The organism is Mycobacterium sp. AMU20-3851 (assembly GCF_043974665.1).
In the GTDB taxonomy this organism is placed as follows: Bacteria; Actinomycetota; Actinomycetes; order Mycobacteriales; family Mycobacteriaceae; genus Mycobacterium.
In genome coordinates this window covers 2,345,306-2,362,944 of the sequence record NZ_CP146371.1, presented here as the reverse complement: position 1 = coordinate 2,362,944, position 17,639 = coordinate 2,345,306, and the positions used below count along the sequence as shown (strand labels likewise).

Genomic DNA, 17,639 nt, shown 5'->3' with positions numbered 1-17,639 from the left:
GGCAATCTGACTCTAAGCCTTGTCAGAATTAGATGGCAAGCTATCCACGTGGTTTCGGCGCGGGTGTATAGCGGGATGTCCGCCGAGGAGCGTCACCGGAACCGGCGCACCCGTCTCATCGAGGCCGCAACCGAGTTGATCGGCACGCGCGGTGTTGCCGCCGCCACTGTGACTGCCGTCTGCGCTGAATCAGGCGTCACGTCACGCTACTTCTACCAGCACTTCTCCGGCCGAGACGCCCTCCTGCGGGCTGTCTACCAGCAGCTCTATGCCACCTTCCAGGAGGTGATAGTCGACGCGATCCCCGATGCCGGCGAGCCACCGGAGGTGCTGGCGTACGCGCCGATCCGCAGGCTGGTCAGCATGATCGACAACGACCCTCGGCTGGGTCGGATCCTGTTCGTGGAATCTGCAACCGAGCCGCTGCTCCGAGAGCTACGCAGCGAACTGATGGCGGGTTTCACCGACCTCGTCTTGCGCGAAGCCAGACTCCACCTCGACATCGCCGACTCCGCCGTTGGGGTTGCCCATTTGGCTTCGACCTTGGGCGTGGGAGGGCTATTCGAAGTCTTGCGCCGCCGACTCGACGGAGAACTCGAGTTCACCACCGATGAACTCGTTCAGCACTGCGCAGGTTTCCTGGGCAGCCTCGGCAATTACGTGCTGCTGCAGAACACGGACCAGTCGGCCACAACCGAAGCCCGACCCCACAGGTAGCGGCCCGCGGCCCCGCTACGCGATGTGGCCGTCCGTGCATTCGATGTCAACGTCGAGGACCAGCAACAGCAAGACCCTGAACGACATCCAAGGCCAGTGTCGTCGACTGAACAGCGTCGGCCTTGGCTTCCAGAAGCCAACTGAGTGTTCGACCATTCCTCTGCCTACTGTGACCGCGGCCGCGGGCCTACTCGATAGCGGCCGCCACCACGTGCACTACATGCGGTAGCGTAGCGATACCGACAGTATCGCTACGCTACCAGTGGAGGTCTAGTGACCGACGGCACTGCAGATTCCCCAAGCCAGGCCACGCGTTCTGGTCGGCGCGCCAACGGATCCCCCGACCCGGCCGACACCCGCGAGTACAGCGAACGGTTGGCAGCGCTAGCCCGATTCACCCTCCGGCACAAAGCGCTGGTCATCGGGGTATGGCTGGGCGCCGCGGTGGTTCTCGCGCTGCTGTTTCCCCAGCTGGAAACCGTGGTGCGCCAACAGTCGGTGGACCTCATTCCTCGCGATGCGCCGTCCTTGCAGACGGTTGACCGCATGAGCGCCGCGTTCGGCGAAGAAGGCTCGAAAACCATGGTGTTTGTCGCCATGGAAGACCCCAATGGGTTGACTCCGACTGCACGGCAGCGCTACGGCGAACTCGTGAGCCGGTTGCAGACCGAAGGCGACCACGTCCTGCTGGTGCAAGACCTACTGGCCGATCCGATTACCGAAGCCCAGGCGGTCAGCGTCGACCGCAAAGCCTGGTACCTGCCCGTCGGCGTCGCCGGCACCCTCGGAGACCCCACGGCCGCAGAATCCGTCAACGCGGTGCGCGACATCGCCGCGGAGGTGTTCACCGACTCAACCACGACCGTGCAAGTGACGGGACCACCGGCGACCTTCAGCGACATGATCGCCTCCGCTGAGCACGACCTGCTGCTGATCTCAATCGCCACCGCTGGCGTGATCGCCCTGATCCTGCTGATCGTCTACCGGTCGGTGTTCACCGCGCTGTTACCGCTGCTGGTAATCGGGTTGAGCCTGGCAGTCGGGCGCGGCGTGCTGTCCGCCCTCGGCGAGATGGGCATGCCGGTCTCCCAGTTCACCGTCGCCTTCATGACGGCGATCCTGCTCGGCGCCGGAACCGACTACACCGTGTTCCTGATCAGCCGATACCACGAGCAGCGCCGCGCCCAAGTACCCGCCGATCAGGCCATCATCCACGCCACCGCCAGCATCGGGCGCGTCATCCTCGCCTCCGCCGCCACCGTCGCACTCGCGTTCCTGGCCATGGTCTTCGCGCGGCTCAGCGTCTTCGCCGCCCTAGGCCCCGCGTGCGCCATCGCCGTGCTGTTCGGATTTCTGGCCACCGTCACCCTGCTGCCACCCGTGCTGTCGCTAGCCGCCAAACGCGGCATCGGTGAACCCAAACCCGACCGCACCCGCCGCTACTGGAACAGCGTCGCCGTCGCCGTGGTCCGCCGTCCCGTGCCACTACTCATCGTCAGCCTGGTCATCCTGCTCGCCCTATCAGCAGCCGCTGCAACCATCAAAATCAGCTACGACGACCGCAAGGGACAACCAGACACCACAGCCAGCAACCAGGGCTACCACCTGCTGGACCGCCACTTCCGCAAAGACGTCGTCATCAGCGAATTCCTCGTCGTGGAAAACCCGACCGACATGCGGACCGGGAAAGGACTGGCCGACCTCGACGAGATGGCCTCCCGCGTCTCCCAGATCCCCGGCGTCACCAAAGTTTCCGGAGTCACCCGCCCCACCGGAGAGCGCCTCGACCAAGCAGAACTGGCCTGGCAGAACGGCCAGATCGGCGACAAAATGGCCGGCGCGGTCGCCGAGGGCAACTCACGCAAAGACGACCTCGCCAAACTCACCGGCGGCGCCGACCAGCTCGCCGACGGCCTCGCCCAACTCGACAGCACCGTGCGCACCGCCCTCACACCACTGGCCGGAATCCTCACCCAAGCCCAATCCGCAGGAACTCAGGTCAACCAATTCCGGCCACTGCTGCAACAGCTTTCCGCCACTGCCCCCGCCGTCGACCAAGCCATCCAATCCGGCCCAGGACTACGACCGCTGGCCAACCAAGCCCAAAACGCAATCACCCAGCTCGACCCACTCGTCGGCGCCCTCAACACCTCACCGTGGTGTGCCACCACCCCGCAATGCGCCCAAATCCGCGACCAGGTGAAGATCCTGGTCACTCTGCGCGACAGCGGATTCTTCACCCAGATCGCCGACCTCGGGGACCGCTACGATCCCGCCACCAATGCCACAGTCGGTGGCACCCTCGCCAACGTCCAAAACGCAGTCGCCTCGCTGGACAAGGCATTCGGAGCCCTCGGTGACCCCGCCGACCTCGCCACCAACCTCCGCCGATTGCAGGACGGAATCGGACAGCTGGCCTCCGGCGCCCAAGCACTCGCCACCGGCGTCCGCACCCTCGCCGACAGCAACATCGAAATGCTGTCCGGCATGAGCCAGATCGCCACCCAACTGCAAAACTCTTCACGCGCAGCGGCCGACTCCGACTCCTCGAGCGGTTTCTACCTGCCCGCCAACGCATTCGAGAACCGGCAATTCACCGACGTCGCCGAACAATTCCTCTCACCGGACGGCAAAACAGCGCGGTTCATGATCGAAAGCAGCCACGACCCATACAGCGTTGAAGCGATGGACCTCGCCAGCCGCATCACCGACACCGCCAACACCGCACGACCCAACACGTCACTCGCCGACGCCACCGTGTCCGTCGCCGGCTTCCCCGCCGTCAACTCCGATATCCAACGACTCCTATGGGCCGACTTCGCACAACTGGCCATCGCCACCATAATCATCGTCGGCGTCATCCTGGTCCTACTGCTGCGCGCACTCCTGGCACCCCTCTACCTACTAGGCACCGTCGTGCTGAACTACCTCGCCTCGCTCGGCATCGGCGTTGTGGTCTTCCAATGGGGACTGGGCCACGAAATCGCCTGGCCCGTACCGCTGCTGGCGTTCATCATCCTCGTCGCCGTCGGCGCCGACTACAACATGCTGCTCGTCTCACGGCTCCGCGAAGAATCCGGAACCAACATCCGCGTCGGCGTCCTGCGCACCGTGGCAAACACCGGAGCCGTCATCACCTCCGCTGGCCTGATATTCGCCGCCAGCATGTTCGGCCTCATGGTCGGCTCAGTCGCCATCATGATCCAAGCCGGCCTCATCATCGGCTTCGGGCTGCTGCTCGACACCTTCCTCGTGCGCACCCTCACCGTGCCCGCCATCGCCACACTCCTACGCGAAGCCAGCTGGTGGCCCACCAAAGCAACAAACCCGCGACGTGGTCAGACCAACGCAGGAGGCATGAAGGACGCACCTCACGTGCTGGTCCAGGAGAGGTGAGAAGCGAACAGAGCAATACCCGGCGCTACATGCCGACCAGCGTGAGGGCGTATTCACCCCGAATGAATACGACCCCTGCGCCAGTACCGGCTTTCTGAGACTTTTCTAAGAACCCCCGGTTTGGTGGTGGCTCCGCTAACCCCGGAGTTCGTAGCGTGCGGCGCATGCGGACACCGGCGTGCGCGTCATGGTGATGACGCTGCACAAGCTGACCGCCGGGGACGGCTACCTGTACCTGGTGCGGCAGGTCGCTGCCGCCGACAGCACCGAACGGGGCCGCTCCACCCTGGCTGACTATTACTCCGCCAAGGGCGAGTCGCCGGGCCGCTGGATGGGCCGCGGCCTGGCAGCACTGTCGGACACCGGCCGCTGCGAGGTCAGTCTGCAAGCCCGCGAGGAACTTTGGACTGTCGAGGAAGGTTCGGGGGTCAGCGAGGCGCAAATGCGCGCCCTCTACGGGGTGGGTCTGCACCCCAACGCCGAGCGCATTCAGACCTACGTCACCGGCCGCAACATGGGCAGCCAGCGCGCGGCCAGCCGCCTGGGGCGCGAGTTCGCGGTCCGCGACGGCGAGCCGGAGTTCGCGCGCCGCTTGGCCGTCGCCTTCCGTGATCACAACGCCGAGATAGGTGCGCACTGGAACGCCTCCATCACCCCGGAAGATCGCGCGCAGATCCGCACCCGCGTGGCCGTGGAGCTGTTCGGCGAGGAGTACGGTCGCCCGCCCGCCGACGACCGCGAACTGTCCGGGTTCATCGCCCGCAACACCCGCGCGAAGACCACCGCGGTCGCCGGGTACGACCTGACGTTCTCGCCGGTGAAATCGGTGTCCGCACTGTGGGCCATCGCCCCGCTGTCGGTGGCCGAACAGATCGAAGCAGCCCACGATGCGGCGGTCGCCGACGTCCTGGAATGGCTGCAGGATCAGGCCGCGTTCACCCGCACCGGCGCCGGCGGTGTCGCCCAGGTCGACACCGAAGGGCTCATCGCCGCGGCGTTCACCCACCGCGACTCCCGGGCCGGGGATCCGGATTTGCACACCCACGTCGCCATCTCCAACAAGGTGTCCTATGTCGACGCCAACGGCGTACGCCGCTGGCTCGCATTGGACGGCCAACCACTGCACCGCGTCACCGTCGCGGCCTCGGAGTTGTACAACACCCGACTGGAAGCCCACTTGATCGCCAGCCTGGGTGTGCGCTTCGTTGAACAATCGCGTGGGCGCGGCAAGCGAGCGGTGCGCGAAATCGCCGGAATGTCGTCGGAATTGATGTCGCGGTGGTCGAGCCGGCGCGCGGCGATCAAGGCCCGTACCGCCGAGCTGGCCAAGCATTTTCAGGCCGATCACGGCCGCGAACCGACCAACGTGGAGATCATCTCGTTGGCTCAGCAGGCGACGCTGGAATCGCGCGAAGCCAAGCACGAGCCGCGCTCGCTGGCAGAGCAGCGCCACGTGTGGCGCACCCAAGCTGTCGAGGTCCTCGGACACCACGGCGTGAGCCAGATGTTGGCCGACACGTTGGCCGCACCGCTGACCACGCGCGAGACCGTGACGATCGACGAGGAATGGATCGCGTCGCGCGCTGGCGAACTCATCGCCACGGTGGCCGAAACACGGTCCACCTGGCAGCGCCACCACGTGCGCGCAGAAGCGCTGCGCATGGCCCGCTCCCACGACGTGGCGCACGATGTCGCATTGGTCGACACGCTCACCGAAACCGCCCTCGGGGACACGTTTTCCATACCGCATGCCCGCGTCGCTGACGCCGAGCTGGGCGAGCCCGTGGCGTTGCGTCGCCGCGACGGTGCCAGCGTCTACCGCCGCCACGGCGTCGAGGCCTACACCAGCCGCGAAACACTGGCCGCCGAGCGCCGACTTCTGGACGCGGTGCACCGCAGCGACGGCCGTGTCGCATCTGCGACAGATGTCGAACTGGCACTAGCCGATTCGGCCGCGCGGGGGCGCATACTCAACCCCGGCCAGGCCGCGTTGGTCTCGGAAATGGCGACCGCGGGGCGCCGTGTCGCACTCGCACTCGCCCCGGCCGGAACCGGCAAAACCACGGCCATGGCGGCGCTGGCACATGCGTGGCGCAGCTCGGGCGGACACGTCATCGGATTGGCCCCCACCGCCGATGCAGCGATCGTGCTCGGCGAGGACCTCGGCGCGGTCACCGACACCCTCGACAAGTACGTCTGGTCGGCTGACCCCGCCAAGTCCGCGACATCCCGTGTGCCCGACTGGTTCACCCAGGTTGGACCCGACACCCTGATCGTGGTCGACGAGGCCGGCAAGGCCGCCACTGCCGGGCTGGACGCGATGATCACCGACGCGCTGCGCAAGGGTGCCAGCGTGCGCCTGGTCGGTGATGACGGGCAGCTCTCGTCAATCTCGGCCGGCGGCATTCTGCGCGACATCGCCGAGGCCACTGACGCGCTCACCTTGAGCGAAGTGGTGCGGTTCAAGTCGCCCGCCGAGGCCGCGGCCGGGCTTGCCTTGCATGACGCCGACCCGGCCGGAATCGGCTTCTACATCGACCATCACCGCATCCATGTCGGCACCGACGAGACCGCCGCCGACATGGCCTATCAAGCGTGGCGCGCCGACCTCGCCGCCGGCGGGGATTCCATCCTGCTCGCCCCCACCAACGACATCATCAACGAGCTCAACGCCCGCGCCCGCGCCGATCGCCTCGCCGCGGATCCGGACGCGGCAACGGCCCCCTCTGTGGTGCTGGCCGACCAGCTCCACGCCAGCGTCGGCGACACCATCCGCACCCGCAAGAACAACCGCCGAATCACGATCGGACGCAACGACTTCGTGCGCAACGGCTACCGCTACACCATCACCGAAGTCCTGCCCGAAGGCGGCGTGAAAGCCCGACACTTGCGCAGCGGACGCATCGTCACGCTGCCGGCGAAATACATCGCCGAGCACGTCACACTCGGCTACGCAGCCACCATCGACTCCGCACAGGGATTGACCGCAGGCGGGCGCGCTACTCGAGGCACCTGCCACATCGTCGGCTCAGACATGCTGACCCGCCAGCACCTCTACGTCGCCATGACCCGAGGCACCGACGAAAACCACCTCTACCTGTCCACCGCCGAGGGCGACCCCCACCGGCTGCTCTCGCCCAAGGCCACCCACCCCGACACCGCAGTCGACGTCCTAACCAGCACGCTGGCCCGCGACGGCGCCCAAGTCTCGGCCACCACCGCCGCCCGCCAAGCCGCCGACCCCGCCGCGCGCCTGCAAGCTGCGGCCGACATGTACTACGACGCACTCGGCGCGGCCGCCGAGAACTGCCTCGGCGACGGCGCCCGCGACCGCCTCGATGCCATAGCCGACGAGATCATTCCGGCACTCAGCCAGCGCGAAGCCTGGCCGGTGCTGCGCCGCAACCTGTCCATCCTGGCCCTTCGCGGGGCCGACCCGCGCGAGCTGCTCACCGAGGCGCTGGCCAAGGGCAGCGTCGCCGACGCCGCCGACCCCGCCGCGGTCCTGGGTCACCGCATCGACCCCGCCGGCACCCATTCGGCCGGCATCGGAGTGCTGCGCTGGCTGCCCGCCGTTCCGCTGGCGCTCGCCGACGACCCGCAATGGGGCACCTACCTGGCCCGCCGCGAGCAGCTAGTCGAGGACCTGGCCACCGAGATCCGCACCCGCGCACGCGCCTGGACCAACGCCACCGCACCCGCCTGGGCGCGCCCCCTGGTCACCGTCAACCCGGTCCTGACCGCCGAAATCGCGGTGTTCCGCGCCTGCGCCGGAGTCGACGAGGCCGACACCCGCCTCACCGGTGCCCGCCAATTCCCGGTGCGCACCCGCGACGTCCAGGACGCACTGCACCGCCACGCCGCCACCGACATCGGCCGCCGCAGCGCCGACACCACCCGCTGGAACGACCTCATCGACACCATCGACCCACGGCTGCGCTCGGATGCCTACTGGCCGCAACTGGCCACCCAACTGGTCCAGGCCGCCCGCACCACACCCGACCTGCGCCAGATAATTACCACCGCCGCCCGCCAAGGCCCGCTGCCCGACGAGCTGCCCGCCGCCGCACTCTGGTGGCGCATCGCCGGCGCGCTGTCCCCGACCGCCACACTGGCCACCACCCTTTCGCGGCTACGCCCGCCCTGGGTCAGCGACCTCGACGTGGTGTTCGGGACCGCGCTTGCCGAGACCATCACCTCCGACCCCGCCTGGCCTGGCTTGGTCGCCGCGATCAGCGCCGCGGACCCGCGCAAGTGGACGCCGCGCGACCTGCTCCACGTCGCCGCCGAGCAGGTCGCCGACGCCGCACACGACGACCAGCCGATCCCGCCGGGTGACTACGCCCAACTGATCACCTACACCGTCGATGCGTTCACCCATCGCCTGCACGCCCGCCTCGGCGTCGACTTCGACGACCTGCCCACCCCGCAGGACGCGCCGCCCGATCCCGCCGAGGAAGCGCTGTTCCCACCGGACCCCGAAGACCCCTCCACCCACAGCCTCGTTGAGTATTCGCCCTTCGATGACCATTTCGACATCGCCCCGCCCGAAGACATCGACGCCACTGAATACGGGTCAGAAGAATATGCCGGTCTTCAATTCGAAGACTTCTCAGCAAACCGCCCCACCCCGGAATTGGGCATCACCATGGAAACCCTTACCGCCCTACGCGACGAATACCGCACCGTGCATGACCACATCAAAACTTTGGCCGCCGAAATTCGCGCCGGAAATGGTCCGGCGACGCGCGCGTCCGCCGACGATCTGCTGCGCATGCGCCGCCAGGTCGACGCCGACCGCCCCTACAGCCACGCCGTCACCCACGTGATGGAGCAGTGGGCCGATGCCGACGCCGCCTACAAGGACACTCTGCGTCTGGTCGAACACGCGCGCACCCAGCTCGACCTCCTACTGGCCACTCCCGACGCCGACGAACTCGACATCCTCTCGGCCCGCCAGCACATCGCGTTCTACACCGGAGTGCTACCCGCTCAACCACCGTCGCTGCAATTCCAGCAGGCCCTCGCCGACGCTCAAGCCGCCCGCGCTGCAGCGGCTGGCGGCACGATTGTCACCGAGAACGACATCGCCATCGCCCGCGGCGACGCCGAGCGCGCCGACCTGGCCGAACTGGCCGCACTGCGCCAGCGTCGCCGCGAGCTGCACCGCGACATCGAACGCGCCGACCGTGACGTCGCCACCGCGTTCGCCGCTGCCCAAAGCGCCACCTCCGACACCCTCGACCAGCTCCTCGAATCCGCCCGCGCGGAAGTCGAACTCCTGCAGGTCGCCGGTCACCTCGACGCCAAGAGCGTTCCGCTGCTCATCCCTGGCTCCGCTCTGTCCGGACTTGAACCTCAGACCGGCGATCGGCTCAAGTCCCTGGCCGCATTGCCCTACCGGCTCGCCGTCATCAATGCCGACATCGACGACAGTGAAACTGCCGCCGCGCTCTACACCCTGCGCAGCACCGCGAACGCCGACGACCGTAAAGTGCTGTGGCTGGCAGCATCTGAGTCCAGTTCAGCCCCGGCCCGCGATGCTGAACTGGCCGACACCATCGCCACCATCGGCCACGCGCACCAGCAGGTCAGCGAGGACCAGTGGATACTGCCGCCCGGGGCCATCGTCGTCATCGACGATCCCGCGACCGCTGCTCCAGGCCAGCTCATCGGCCTCGCCCGCCACGCCGTGGCCGCAGACGCCCGGGTCATCCTCATCGACCACGGCACCAAGACAGGGGCAAGCTCCTCGGCGGTGCAGCTGCTCGCTCACTCGCTGCCGTGGAACAACACACTCACCACCGCGCCGTCCGAGCCCATCGATCCCGTCCTGGCATCGGTGCCCGCGGTCACCCTCGCCGACCGCCTCGGCCGCAAGCGCCTCAGCGAACCGTGGCTACACCTGCTCACCCAATACGACGCCGCCGCCAGCGCCGTCCGCTCCGCCCAACGACGCCACTTAGCGCTGGGCTGGCGCAAACCCGAAGACGTCGGCCACGACCGCAGGCGTCACACCGGTGCTGGTATCGACGAATAGCTAAGCGGTTCTCATTCGCGCGCCGCCATAAGCAAACCATCGTCCACACGATCTGACCTATTCGTGCAGCAGACCCGCTCGCTGTTCGCTTCCGGTGACTAGCACCGGACAGCAGTGCTGCGGGTCGCAATTAGGAAATCCAATGCTCCACTACTGAGTCCCAAGAGAAGTCAACCTGGCGCGAGCCCGTCCAAGTTGCCCAGTAAAGCGGGTCGTCGGAGTTTGGACGCTGGTTTGCGGCGAGGTGCTTGATTTCAACGAGTGTGGGAACTTCGGTAGCCCAACCCAGCAGGATGGCTTGCCGTGGAGGAAGCGATGGTAGCTCTTGAAGCAAGTCCTCAAGAGAGTCTGGCACCAATCTGGCGACGAGATCTTGATCCCGGTTATTAACCAGTCGGTGTAGGAGGAAGCTATTGCACTGCGCGAGAACAGTCTGCGACAAGGCCGAGGGGCGTTGCGACGACAAGACCAGTCCCAGGCCGAATTTTCGTCCCTCCCTTGCGATTCTTTCGAATGTGTCTCTGCAGAGATCGGCAGCTGTCGGTATTTCTGAACCGATGGACCTGTCGCCGATGTAGTTGTGAGCCTCCTCGAGAACCAACACGGTTGGTAAGACGTCACCTGAAACCGCTCGAACGTGCTGCAGCGCCTCCATGGTTAGTCGGCCAATCACCGCAACAACTGTATGTACTACCTCGGAAGCAAGCATTGAAAGGTCTAAGACTGCAATCTCACCATTGCTACATTCGGGATCGCCAAGGAACTTCGTGAGCCAATCAGCCAACGACTCGTCTCCGTTGAGCTCGATCATGGGGCGTAACCGGAGATCGCCGATGAGCCCTTTTACCCGGGTCATGAATGACCCCGCGTAGCCAGCGTCCCTCCGAAAATCCGGGGTCCGAAGGAGGGCTTCTATGTGCGGAGGCATGTCGTCTGGATCGAATTTGACAGGCATATCTTCGGTGAAGTGTCCTAGCCCTACGTCCACCCCTGTGGCTGCGTACGCCACCTGAAGGGAATCGATCAACTGCTGGACTTCGGTTGTTACATAAGGATTGTCACCGTATTGCACCGTTGAGTTGTGCCGTGTTCTCATGTCCTGGACTTGGCTGAGGACGTCCGCGACTCCTGTCTGACCGGCAAACTCGGCAAAGAGGTCAGGCATGTCCTCCAATACCAAGGTGAAGCCTTTGTATTTTCCATACGACATGTGGCCCGCCATGTCACTCCGCATGACGTTCCAGATGTCCGCGTGCATTCGGAGCTCAATGGCCAACCGCTGATCATCGCTTGCCTCAGGGGCAATCTCATTCCGTAGGTTTCGCAAAGCCCGCTGGAGCAACGGTCGCTGAGTCTGTGGCGATGCGCGAGTGATTGCCGCCCATTCAGAACTTGACCACGCCCAGGCAGGCACTGTCAGTGCCAGCTCCTCATCACCCTCAGGGTCTACGCGAAGGACTCTTACCGAAGTGAGATCGTTGAACGTCTCCCGATACTCGCCATTGGGATCCAACACAATAAAGCGAGCGCGAGACTTCTGATCAGCGGTTGCTTCTCGTGCGGCGCTGACCGACCAGCGGACAAGTCCCGCTACGGTGCAGGACTTACCCGACCCCGTTGACCCTAAAACTGCTAGGTGTCTGCCGAATAAGCGATCCGGGTTCACGGATACTTCCGTGTCTCCAGCGAGCGGCGATGTGCCAATTACAACGTGGCCCTGGCCGCTTCCGACCGATCCGATGGTTCGCAGCTGCTCGCCGTCGGGAACCAATACCGGCTCACCCACGGACGGATACGAAATGATTCCTCGAATCAGTTCCGGAGTTGCCTCGCCACCCCGTGTACGCCAACGCAAAGTGCCGAGCGGCGTAACCGCCATTCTCCTTCTCGGCTGTGGAACTTCGAGAAGCGTTCGATCGGTTAGAGCGGTCGACGACGTTTGGATGGTGTCGATCCCTATCCAGGTGATGACTCCGACCAGAAAGCCCGCCTCGCTCGGAATAAGCACCCATGAGTTGATCCGGGGGAACCGTTGCACGAAGCCGCCATTGAGCGAGGTTGCGCCTGGGGCGTCATCCAATAACGCGATCTTGAGCTCTCGTGGCGACACACTCTCCACAGCGCCAATCACCTGGCTGCTTCGGAACTCCATCGTTGTGTGCATATGTCTACCTCGGCTACGAATCCTCGGCGCGGTCGCTCGGCCCCAGGGCACCGTCAATACGCGCTCGCCGATCGAGGTAGTCGAACTGTGCATCAAGGACCGTGGCCGAAGTCAACGAGGGTAACAAAGAGGCAAATTCGTCGAGCCCACCAACGACGGGACCTATCATCTCCGTCGTCTGACTAACGGGGAAGATGTTTCGCTCCTTGAAACTTGAAAGGGTTTTGAGGGGGTCTCGCGTGACGACGACCAAATGTGTGGACGGGACTCGGAGCATGTCGGCTATCACGCGGTTAATGTGGCTGTCTCCGAAGCCGTATCCGTAGGTCACGAGAGTCGTGTTCGGTCGGCAGACCGCCGCAGCGAAGTCACGAAACAACTCCGCATAGGGGTACGCCAGGGTTTCAACATCCTTCGCTGGGTTCGGATAAATGACGGCCGTTTTTGCGTCGCCAGCCGGTCTTGAGCCCCCGAACGGTAGCGCGGCTCGAACTATGTCACTTCCGTCGAAGCGCCAATCGATCGATCCGTGCAGCTTGGAATAGCGCACGACGCCGTCAATCAGACGTGGCTCGCCTCGGACCCCCGGCGGGGTGTAGTGAATGTCGATATTGAGCCGTGAGGCGGTGAACCTCGGGCTGAGTTGACCCTCGAACCGATCGATCATCCTCAGTCCGACTACATCGGCTGCATACTCGAGCAGTCGGTCGTAATTCGTCGTGAAAAGGTGCAGACGGTCGCGGCGCACTGGCCGAGAAACAAAGGGCGTCAGGAGCTTCAGGAGAAGGTCAGCCACCGCCCTCCCTTTGGGCGATGCAGACCTATGCACTTCCCAGATCCCGCGTTCGAACATTTCAACGCCGTCGAGTAGCTCGGACATCGCGCGTTCGATTGCGCCCTCGACAATTCCGACTTCTGTGTCGTTACCAAGTACCTCGAGTCCCGCAGCGAGCGTCATAGCCGCCCGAATCTCATCTTCTAAGTTGCAGTCGCGTCCCACGGCTGAGGCCGCCTTCTCGGCATGGTGACGGATTTTCTCAAGCACACCAAATGGCTCGTCTACAAGCGGTCGCCACATTGAAGGTGGCTTCACGCCCGTCACGTGTCCGATTGCCGAACTCAAGCCGTTACCGACGAGCAGTGCGACGTGCTCAGCTTGAATAAGCGCTGCGAGCCAGGCTTCAATGCGCCGTCTCTCGACGTCGCCGATTTCGTCCGCTGACCCGAAATCCAATCTGCCTTCTGCGCCTAGCCGAACTGTTGTGCGCTCTGGCGAAGTAGTGTCGCTCATCCCACCCCCTAGCTCCCCGTCAGCGTAACGACGTGCTTGCCGAGATTTATTGACGCCGCGCCGTGTGTCGGCTCCGGTCGACCGCGCCAAGACGAGGATGTCAGCCGTCAAGGGGCGCGGTATACGAACCTCGCTTTTGGAAGCGCAAAACCTGTCGGTGGTGTTTCGTACGCTGAATCTATGACTACGTACTACTTCGACTCTCGCGGTAAATGGATCGCTTTCCGCACTTCGCCCACTGATGCCTACCTATACGACAAAAAGGGAAAGTGGGTTGGATGGTTCCCATGGAACGATGAAGACGCGGTCGACACGCATGGTCGATATCTAGGCACGTTGGTAGGCGACCGGCTGCTCCGCAAAGCGCACGCTCCTCACCGTGGCTACCCGGGCTACCCCGGCTACCCGGGGTATCCCGGTTACCCTGGCTACCCGGGGTTTGCGGGCGGAGTCGGACTGCCCGCGGGCTATTCCGACCTCGGAGAGATTTTCGAAGGTGGGACGGGTCCTCGGTCGACTCTTACAGTCGACGGTTCCTGGAGCGGCTGGAGTGGCGACACCGTCGTGCAAATGACGGACGGCTCCGTTTGGAAGCAAGCCGAGTACCACTACGAATACCACTACGCCTACCGGCCGACAGCGACTATCTTCAACGGAAAACTGCAGGTCGACGGGATGAGCAAAGCCGTCAACGTGCGTCGACTCTAGTCGACACAGCCCAGAACGCGGATCTATGCGGGTGGTCGCTGTCTTCGCTGAGCCGCCAGCTATTCCGCGCGGAACTGTCGTCAGACAACCTGTTGAGCAACGAAAAGGAGTGCTGTCGTTCCTAATGGACAACTATCGAACCCGCATGCGGCTGATCAAATATATCGCCTGCCGCCGCCGTGGTCTCCTGTAGGCCGCACCCGCTCACTCGGCGGCTTCGGCATTCTGCAAGGTCTAGCGTGGGCGCAATGGGTTTGTTCAGCCATGAGGAATTCCGCGACCCGGACGAGTGCGTTGCTGGCGGCGCTAGTAGTGGGGCCGTTGAGCGGGCTTGCGTTGCTGATGTTGAAGAATTCGGGTCAGATCATCCGGTGGTCGTTGATCCGGGGTTCCCGCCCGAGGATGGTTCTTGCGGTCAGTTCGCCGTGCAGTTTCATGTGTCGACGTAAATGCTGGTCGGGTTGAAACGTATTGCTGATATGCGCGGTGTCAGCGTGCCGGAGGCGTGCCGGCAGGTTATCGGTGTGTTCGTCGCCCAGCAGGAGGGCGAATTGGGTGCGTTGCTCGCTGCTGAGGCCGAAGTGGCGGTCTACCGGCCGAGTTTGGGTGACGCATAGGCGCACCCTGCTGGGGTGGACACTCGGACAGTGTCGTCGGGGGCATGCCGTGATCGTAGGTCTGACAACCGACAATCAGATCCGGACAAACGTCGCGTCGTCGTTTGCCCAACCCCGCTGGCAACCATGTCCCCGTCTAAGAAGACGACTCCCGGTAGGCCCCACCGCTACAGTCGCACCGCCCTCATGCGCCCGGCCGCATCGTCTGCGCGGATGTCTGGTATCAAACGGTGCGCCGCCGCGAGTTTTGATGAAAGGACAGGCCGGGAGTCACTCGACCGATTCCAAGCTGCAGATCCGCCCCGCAACGGCCTTTAGGATCCTGATATGTCGTTGAACGATGGTCAGACGTTCGCTGGCTACCGCGTTCTACGCCAGATTGGCTCAGGTGGCATGGGAGAGGTTTACCTTGCTAAGCACCCGCGGCTGCCGCGGTTGGACGCCCTGAAGGTGCTGCGTGTAGATCTGTCACAGAACCCCGAATACCGCGCGAGATTCGAACGGGAGGCTGACCTCGCCTCCACGCTCTGGCATCCAAACATCGTCGGTGTCCACGATCGTGGCGAGTTCGAGAACCATTTGTGGATCTCGATGGACTACATCGATGGATCAGACGTTGGAAAGCTCTTGCGCGAGAAGTACCCGGCCGGCCTGCCCGTGAACTACGTCTGTGCCATCGCGACCGCCGTCGCTAGCGCCCTCGACTACGCCCATAAGCAAGGTCTGCTGCACCGCGACGTCAAACCCGCCAACATCATGGTCGCCGGTGACGGAGACGACAGACGCATCATGCTCACTGACTTCGGCGTCGCGCGCGCCATCGGCGACGTCAGCGGCCTCACTGAAACCAACATGACTGTCGGTACCGTGGCCTACTGCGCCCCAGAGCAACTGATGGGTGAAGAGCTCGACGGCCGAGCCGATCTGTACGCATTGGCTGCGTCGTGCTACGAGATGCTAACGGGCACCACGGTATTCCCCCACTCCAACGCTGCCGTGGTCATCAGTCGACATCTAAATGCGTCGCCACCCCGCATCGGCGGCACACGGCCAGACCTCGCCTCTGTCGATCACGTGCTCCACACGGCGCTGGCCAAGAGCCCGACCGACCGACACTCCAACGCAACAGAGTTCGCGGCGAGCCTCTGCGGAACTTCCCCAAAATCGACCCGCGCGCCATCGGCTGAGGCCACTCAGGTGCGTCCCGCCAACGTGCCGACGACCTTGAGTGAGCCCTCCACCGGATCGGTGCCCACGGAGCCGCCGAGATCTCAGTTGTCGCCACGGTCGAAGGCCCTGCTCGCGCTAGGCCTTGTCGCGGCGGCCGCCACCGCAGCTCTTCTCTGGCGCCCGTGGCAGACGGTCCCTGGCGACAGCCCACGTGAGACGACGCCGAGTGCCACTGCCGCGCCACCGAGTACGGCACCGTCAAGTCCGCCCAGCACTACTTCGACAACCTCCGCGATCCCGCCCGCCCCACCGCAACCCACACCCACCGAAATCGTCACTGCGGCCGCCGTAGATTCAGCGGGCTTGCCAGCCGCCGGATACAGCGAGGAGCCTGCGGACCCCTCCCGCGCGACGTTGTCGGAGTGTTCGCAACCGTCGGTATCCGCGGTGCAACCGGGCATCTATAGCTGCTATCCGTTCGCCGCGAGCGCTACCACCTGCTGGCCCGCTCAGTCCCAGGCGATGTTGTGTCTCGATGACCCCTGGAATAAGCGGCTTACTCGATTCGTCTTCCCTACGGCGTCGTTGCCGCCGGTGCTGCCACCGCCAACCCCTCAACCAGTGGCGGTCCTCCTCGCAGACGGCGCACGGTGCAGCATCCTTATCGGCGGCGCCAGAGGCCGAGCGGATGGCTATCTGCCTGCGTACGGATGCAACGGCGGCGATCGACCTCCGATAGTGGTGACGGCGTCGGGCTCGGATGAAGGAATCGATCAGACCACACCTACCTGGACTGCATGGGTCGCGGACGTAAATGAGTCTCCAAGAGCCGAGCGCATCGTCACTGCGATCTTCGCAGGTTGACCTCCAGCCAGAACTAGCGCCTGTCGATGCAACGAAGCGTGACAGGACACGCCTGGCTACTTTGACAGAACTTCGGCGTGTCGCGAGAGCTTGTTAATCTATCTGCAAAGTCCCTGGTCGGACCCTATCGTTGGGCGTGCTCGGCCGCCGCGGCCGTACCGCGCCCCGTCGCTGAGCGACATTCAACAGGCCGTTTCGGACGGCAACCATCCCGCGAAGACGGAATGCGGGACCAGACCCGTACAACATGAACACCGATGACACCGGTGGGCTGACCGCCGAGCACGCCGAGGCGCTGTTCAGCTCGCCAACAATGGCGTCCTCACCCGTATGGATGAACACGGCAAACGCTGCGAAGACCTAGTACCAGCGGGGGCTGCACCCGCACACCGCCGAGACCAAAGCGCTCTAGCCGCCGACGACGAGGCCATGGCCGCGACGTACCCACTGGACGCTCGGGGGACCGCAGGCCGCGACCGAGCATGCACTGTTCCCGGCGATGAGCGCCGCGGGGAGTTTGCACACCGCCGCCTGCGAGCCATCTCCCGCTGACCTCCCTGGAATTGACAACCACGGTAGCTACCCTGCAGGAATGGGAGACGGGGATTTCCGAACCCGAGCCGAGCACAAACGACATTCACCAGCGACATGGGTGTCCGCAGCTGTACCGAG

At 64.4% G+C, this 17,639-nt stretch carries 8 protein-coding genes; 6 read left to right on the top strand and 2 right to left on the bottom strand.

The window, feature by feature from the left end:
- The first annotated feature begins 75 nt into the window (after nt 1–75).
- The 3 genes from V4U86_RS11275 to mobF all read left to right on the top strand — a co-directional run bounded on the left by V4U86_RS11275 (nt 76) and on the right by mobF (nt 10,153).
- Nucleotides 76–717 (top strand): TetR/AcrR family transcriptional regulator, encoded by a 642-nt coding sequence (locus V4U86_RS11275; protein ID WP_011777634.1) that lies wholly within the window; start codon nt 76–78, stop codon nt 715–717.
- Nucleotides 718–990: 273 nt separating this feature from the next.
- Nucleotides 991–4,113 carry an RND family transporter gene (locus V4U86_RS11270; RefSeq protein WP_030133881.1) on the top strand — a complete coding sequence of 1,041 codons (3,123 nt, stop codon included), beginning with the start codon at nt 991–993 and terminating at the stop codon, nt 4,111–4,113.
- 187 nt (nt 4,114–4,300) lie between these two features.
- Entirely contained in the window at nt 4,301–10,153 is a 5,853-nt protein-coding gene (mobF, locus tag V4U86_RS11265; protein WP_395312009.1) for a MobF family relaxase, read from the top strand.
- A gap of 130 nt (nt 10,154–10,283) precedes the next feature.
- On the opposite strand, the gene V4U86_RS11260 is transcribed toward mobF, so the two are convergent.
- Together V4U86_RS11260 and V4U86_RS11255 are read right to left on the bottom strand one after the other, a co-directional pair.
- The gene (locus tag V4U86_RS11260; RefSeq protein ID WP_395311295.1) at nt 10,284–12,305 is read right to left on the bottom strand and encodes an ATP-binding protein; all 2,022 of its coding nucleotides are present in this window, start codon (nt 12,303–12,305) and stop codon (nt 10,284–10,286) included.
- A gap of 25 nt (nt 12,306–12,330) precedes the next feature.
- Nucleotides 12,331–13,608 carry an SIR2 family protein gene (locus V4U86_RS11255; protein ID WP_395311294.1) on the bottom strand — a complete coding sequence of 426 codons (1,278 nt, stop codon included), beginning with the start codon at nt 13,606–13,608 and terminating at the stop codon, nt 12,331–12,333.
- Between the two features lie 180 nt (nt 13,609–13,788).
- On the opposite strand from V4U86_RS11255, the gene V4U86_RS11250 reads away from it, so the two are divergent.
- The 3 genes from V4U86_RS11250 (at nt 13,789) to V4U86_RS11240 (ending at nt 16,967) form a co-directional block, all read left to right on the top strand.
- Complete coding sequence (locus V4U86_RS11250) at nt 13,789–14,316, top strand: hypothetical protein (RefSeq protein WP_395311293.1); 528 nt, start codon at nt 13,789–13,791, stop codon at nt 14,314–14,316.
- A 449-nt stretch (nt 14,317–14,765) separates the two neighbouring features.
- The gene (locus V4U86_RS11245; protein ID WP_395311292.1) at nt 14,766–14,933 is read left to right on the top strand and encodes a hypothetical protein; all 168 of its coding nucleotides are present in this window, start codon (nt 14,766–14,768) and stop codon (nt 14,931–14,933) included.
- Between the two features lie 327 nt (nt 14,934–15,260).
- Entirely contained in the window at nt 15,261–16,967 is a 1,707-nt protein-coding gene (locus tag V4U86_RS11240; RefSeq protein WP_395311291.1) for a serine/threonine-protein kinase, read from the top strand.
- The last annotated feature ends 672 nt before the right edge of the window (nt 16,968–17,639 follow it).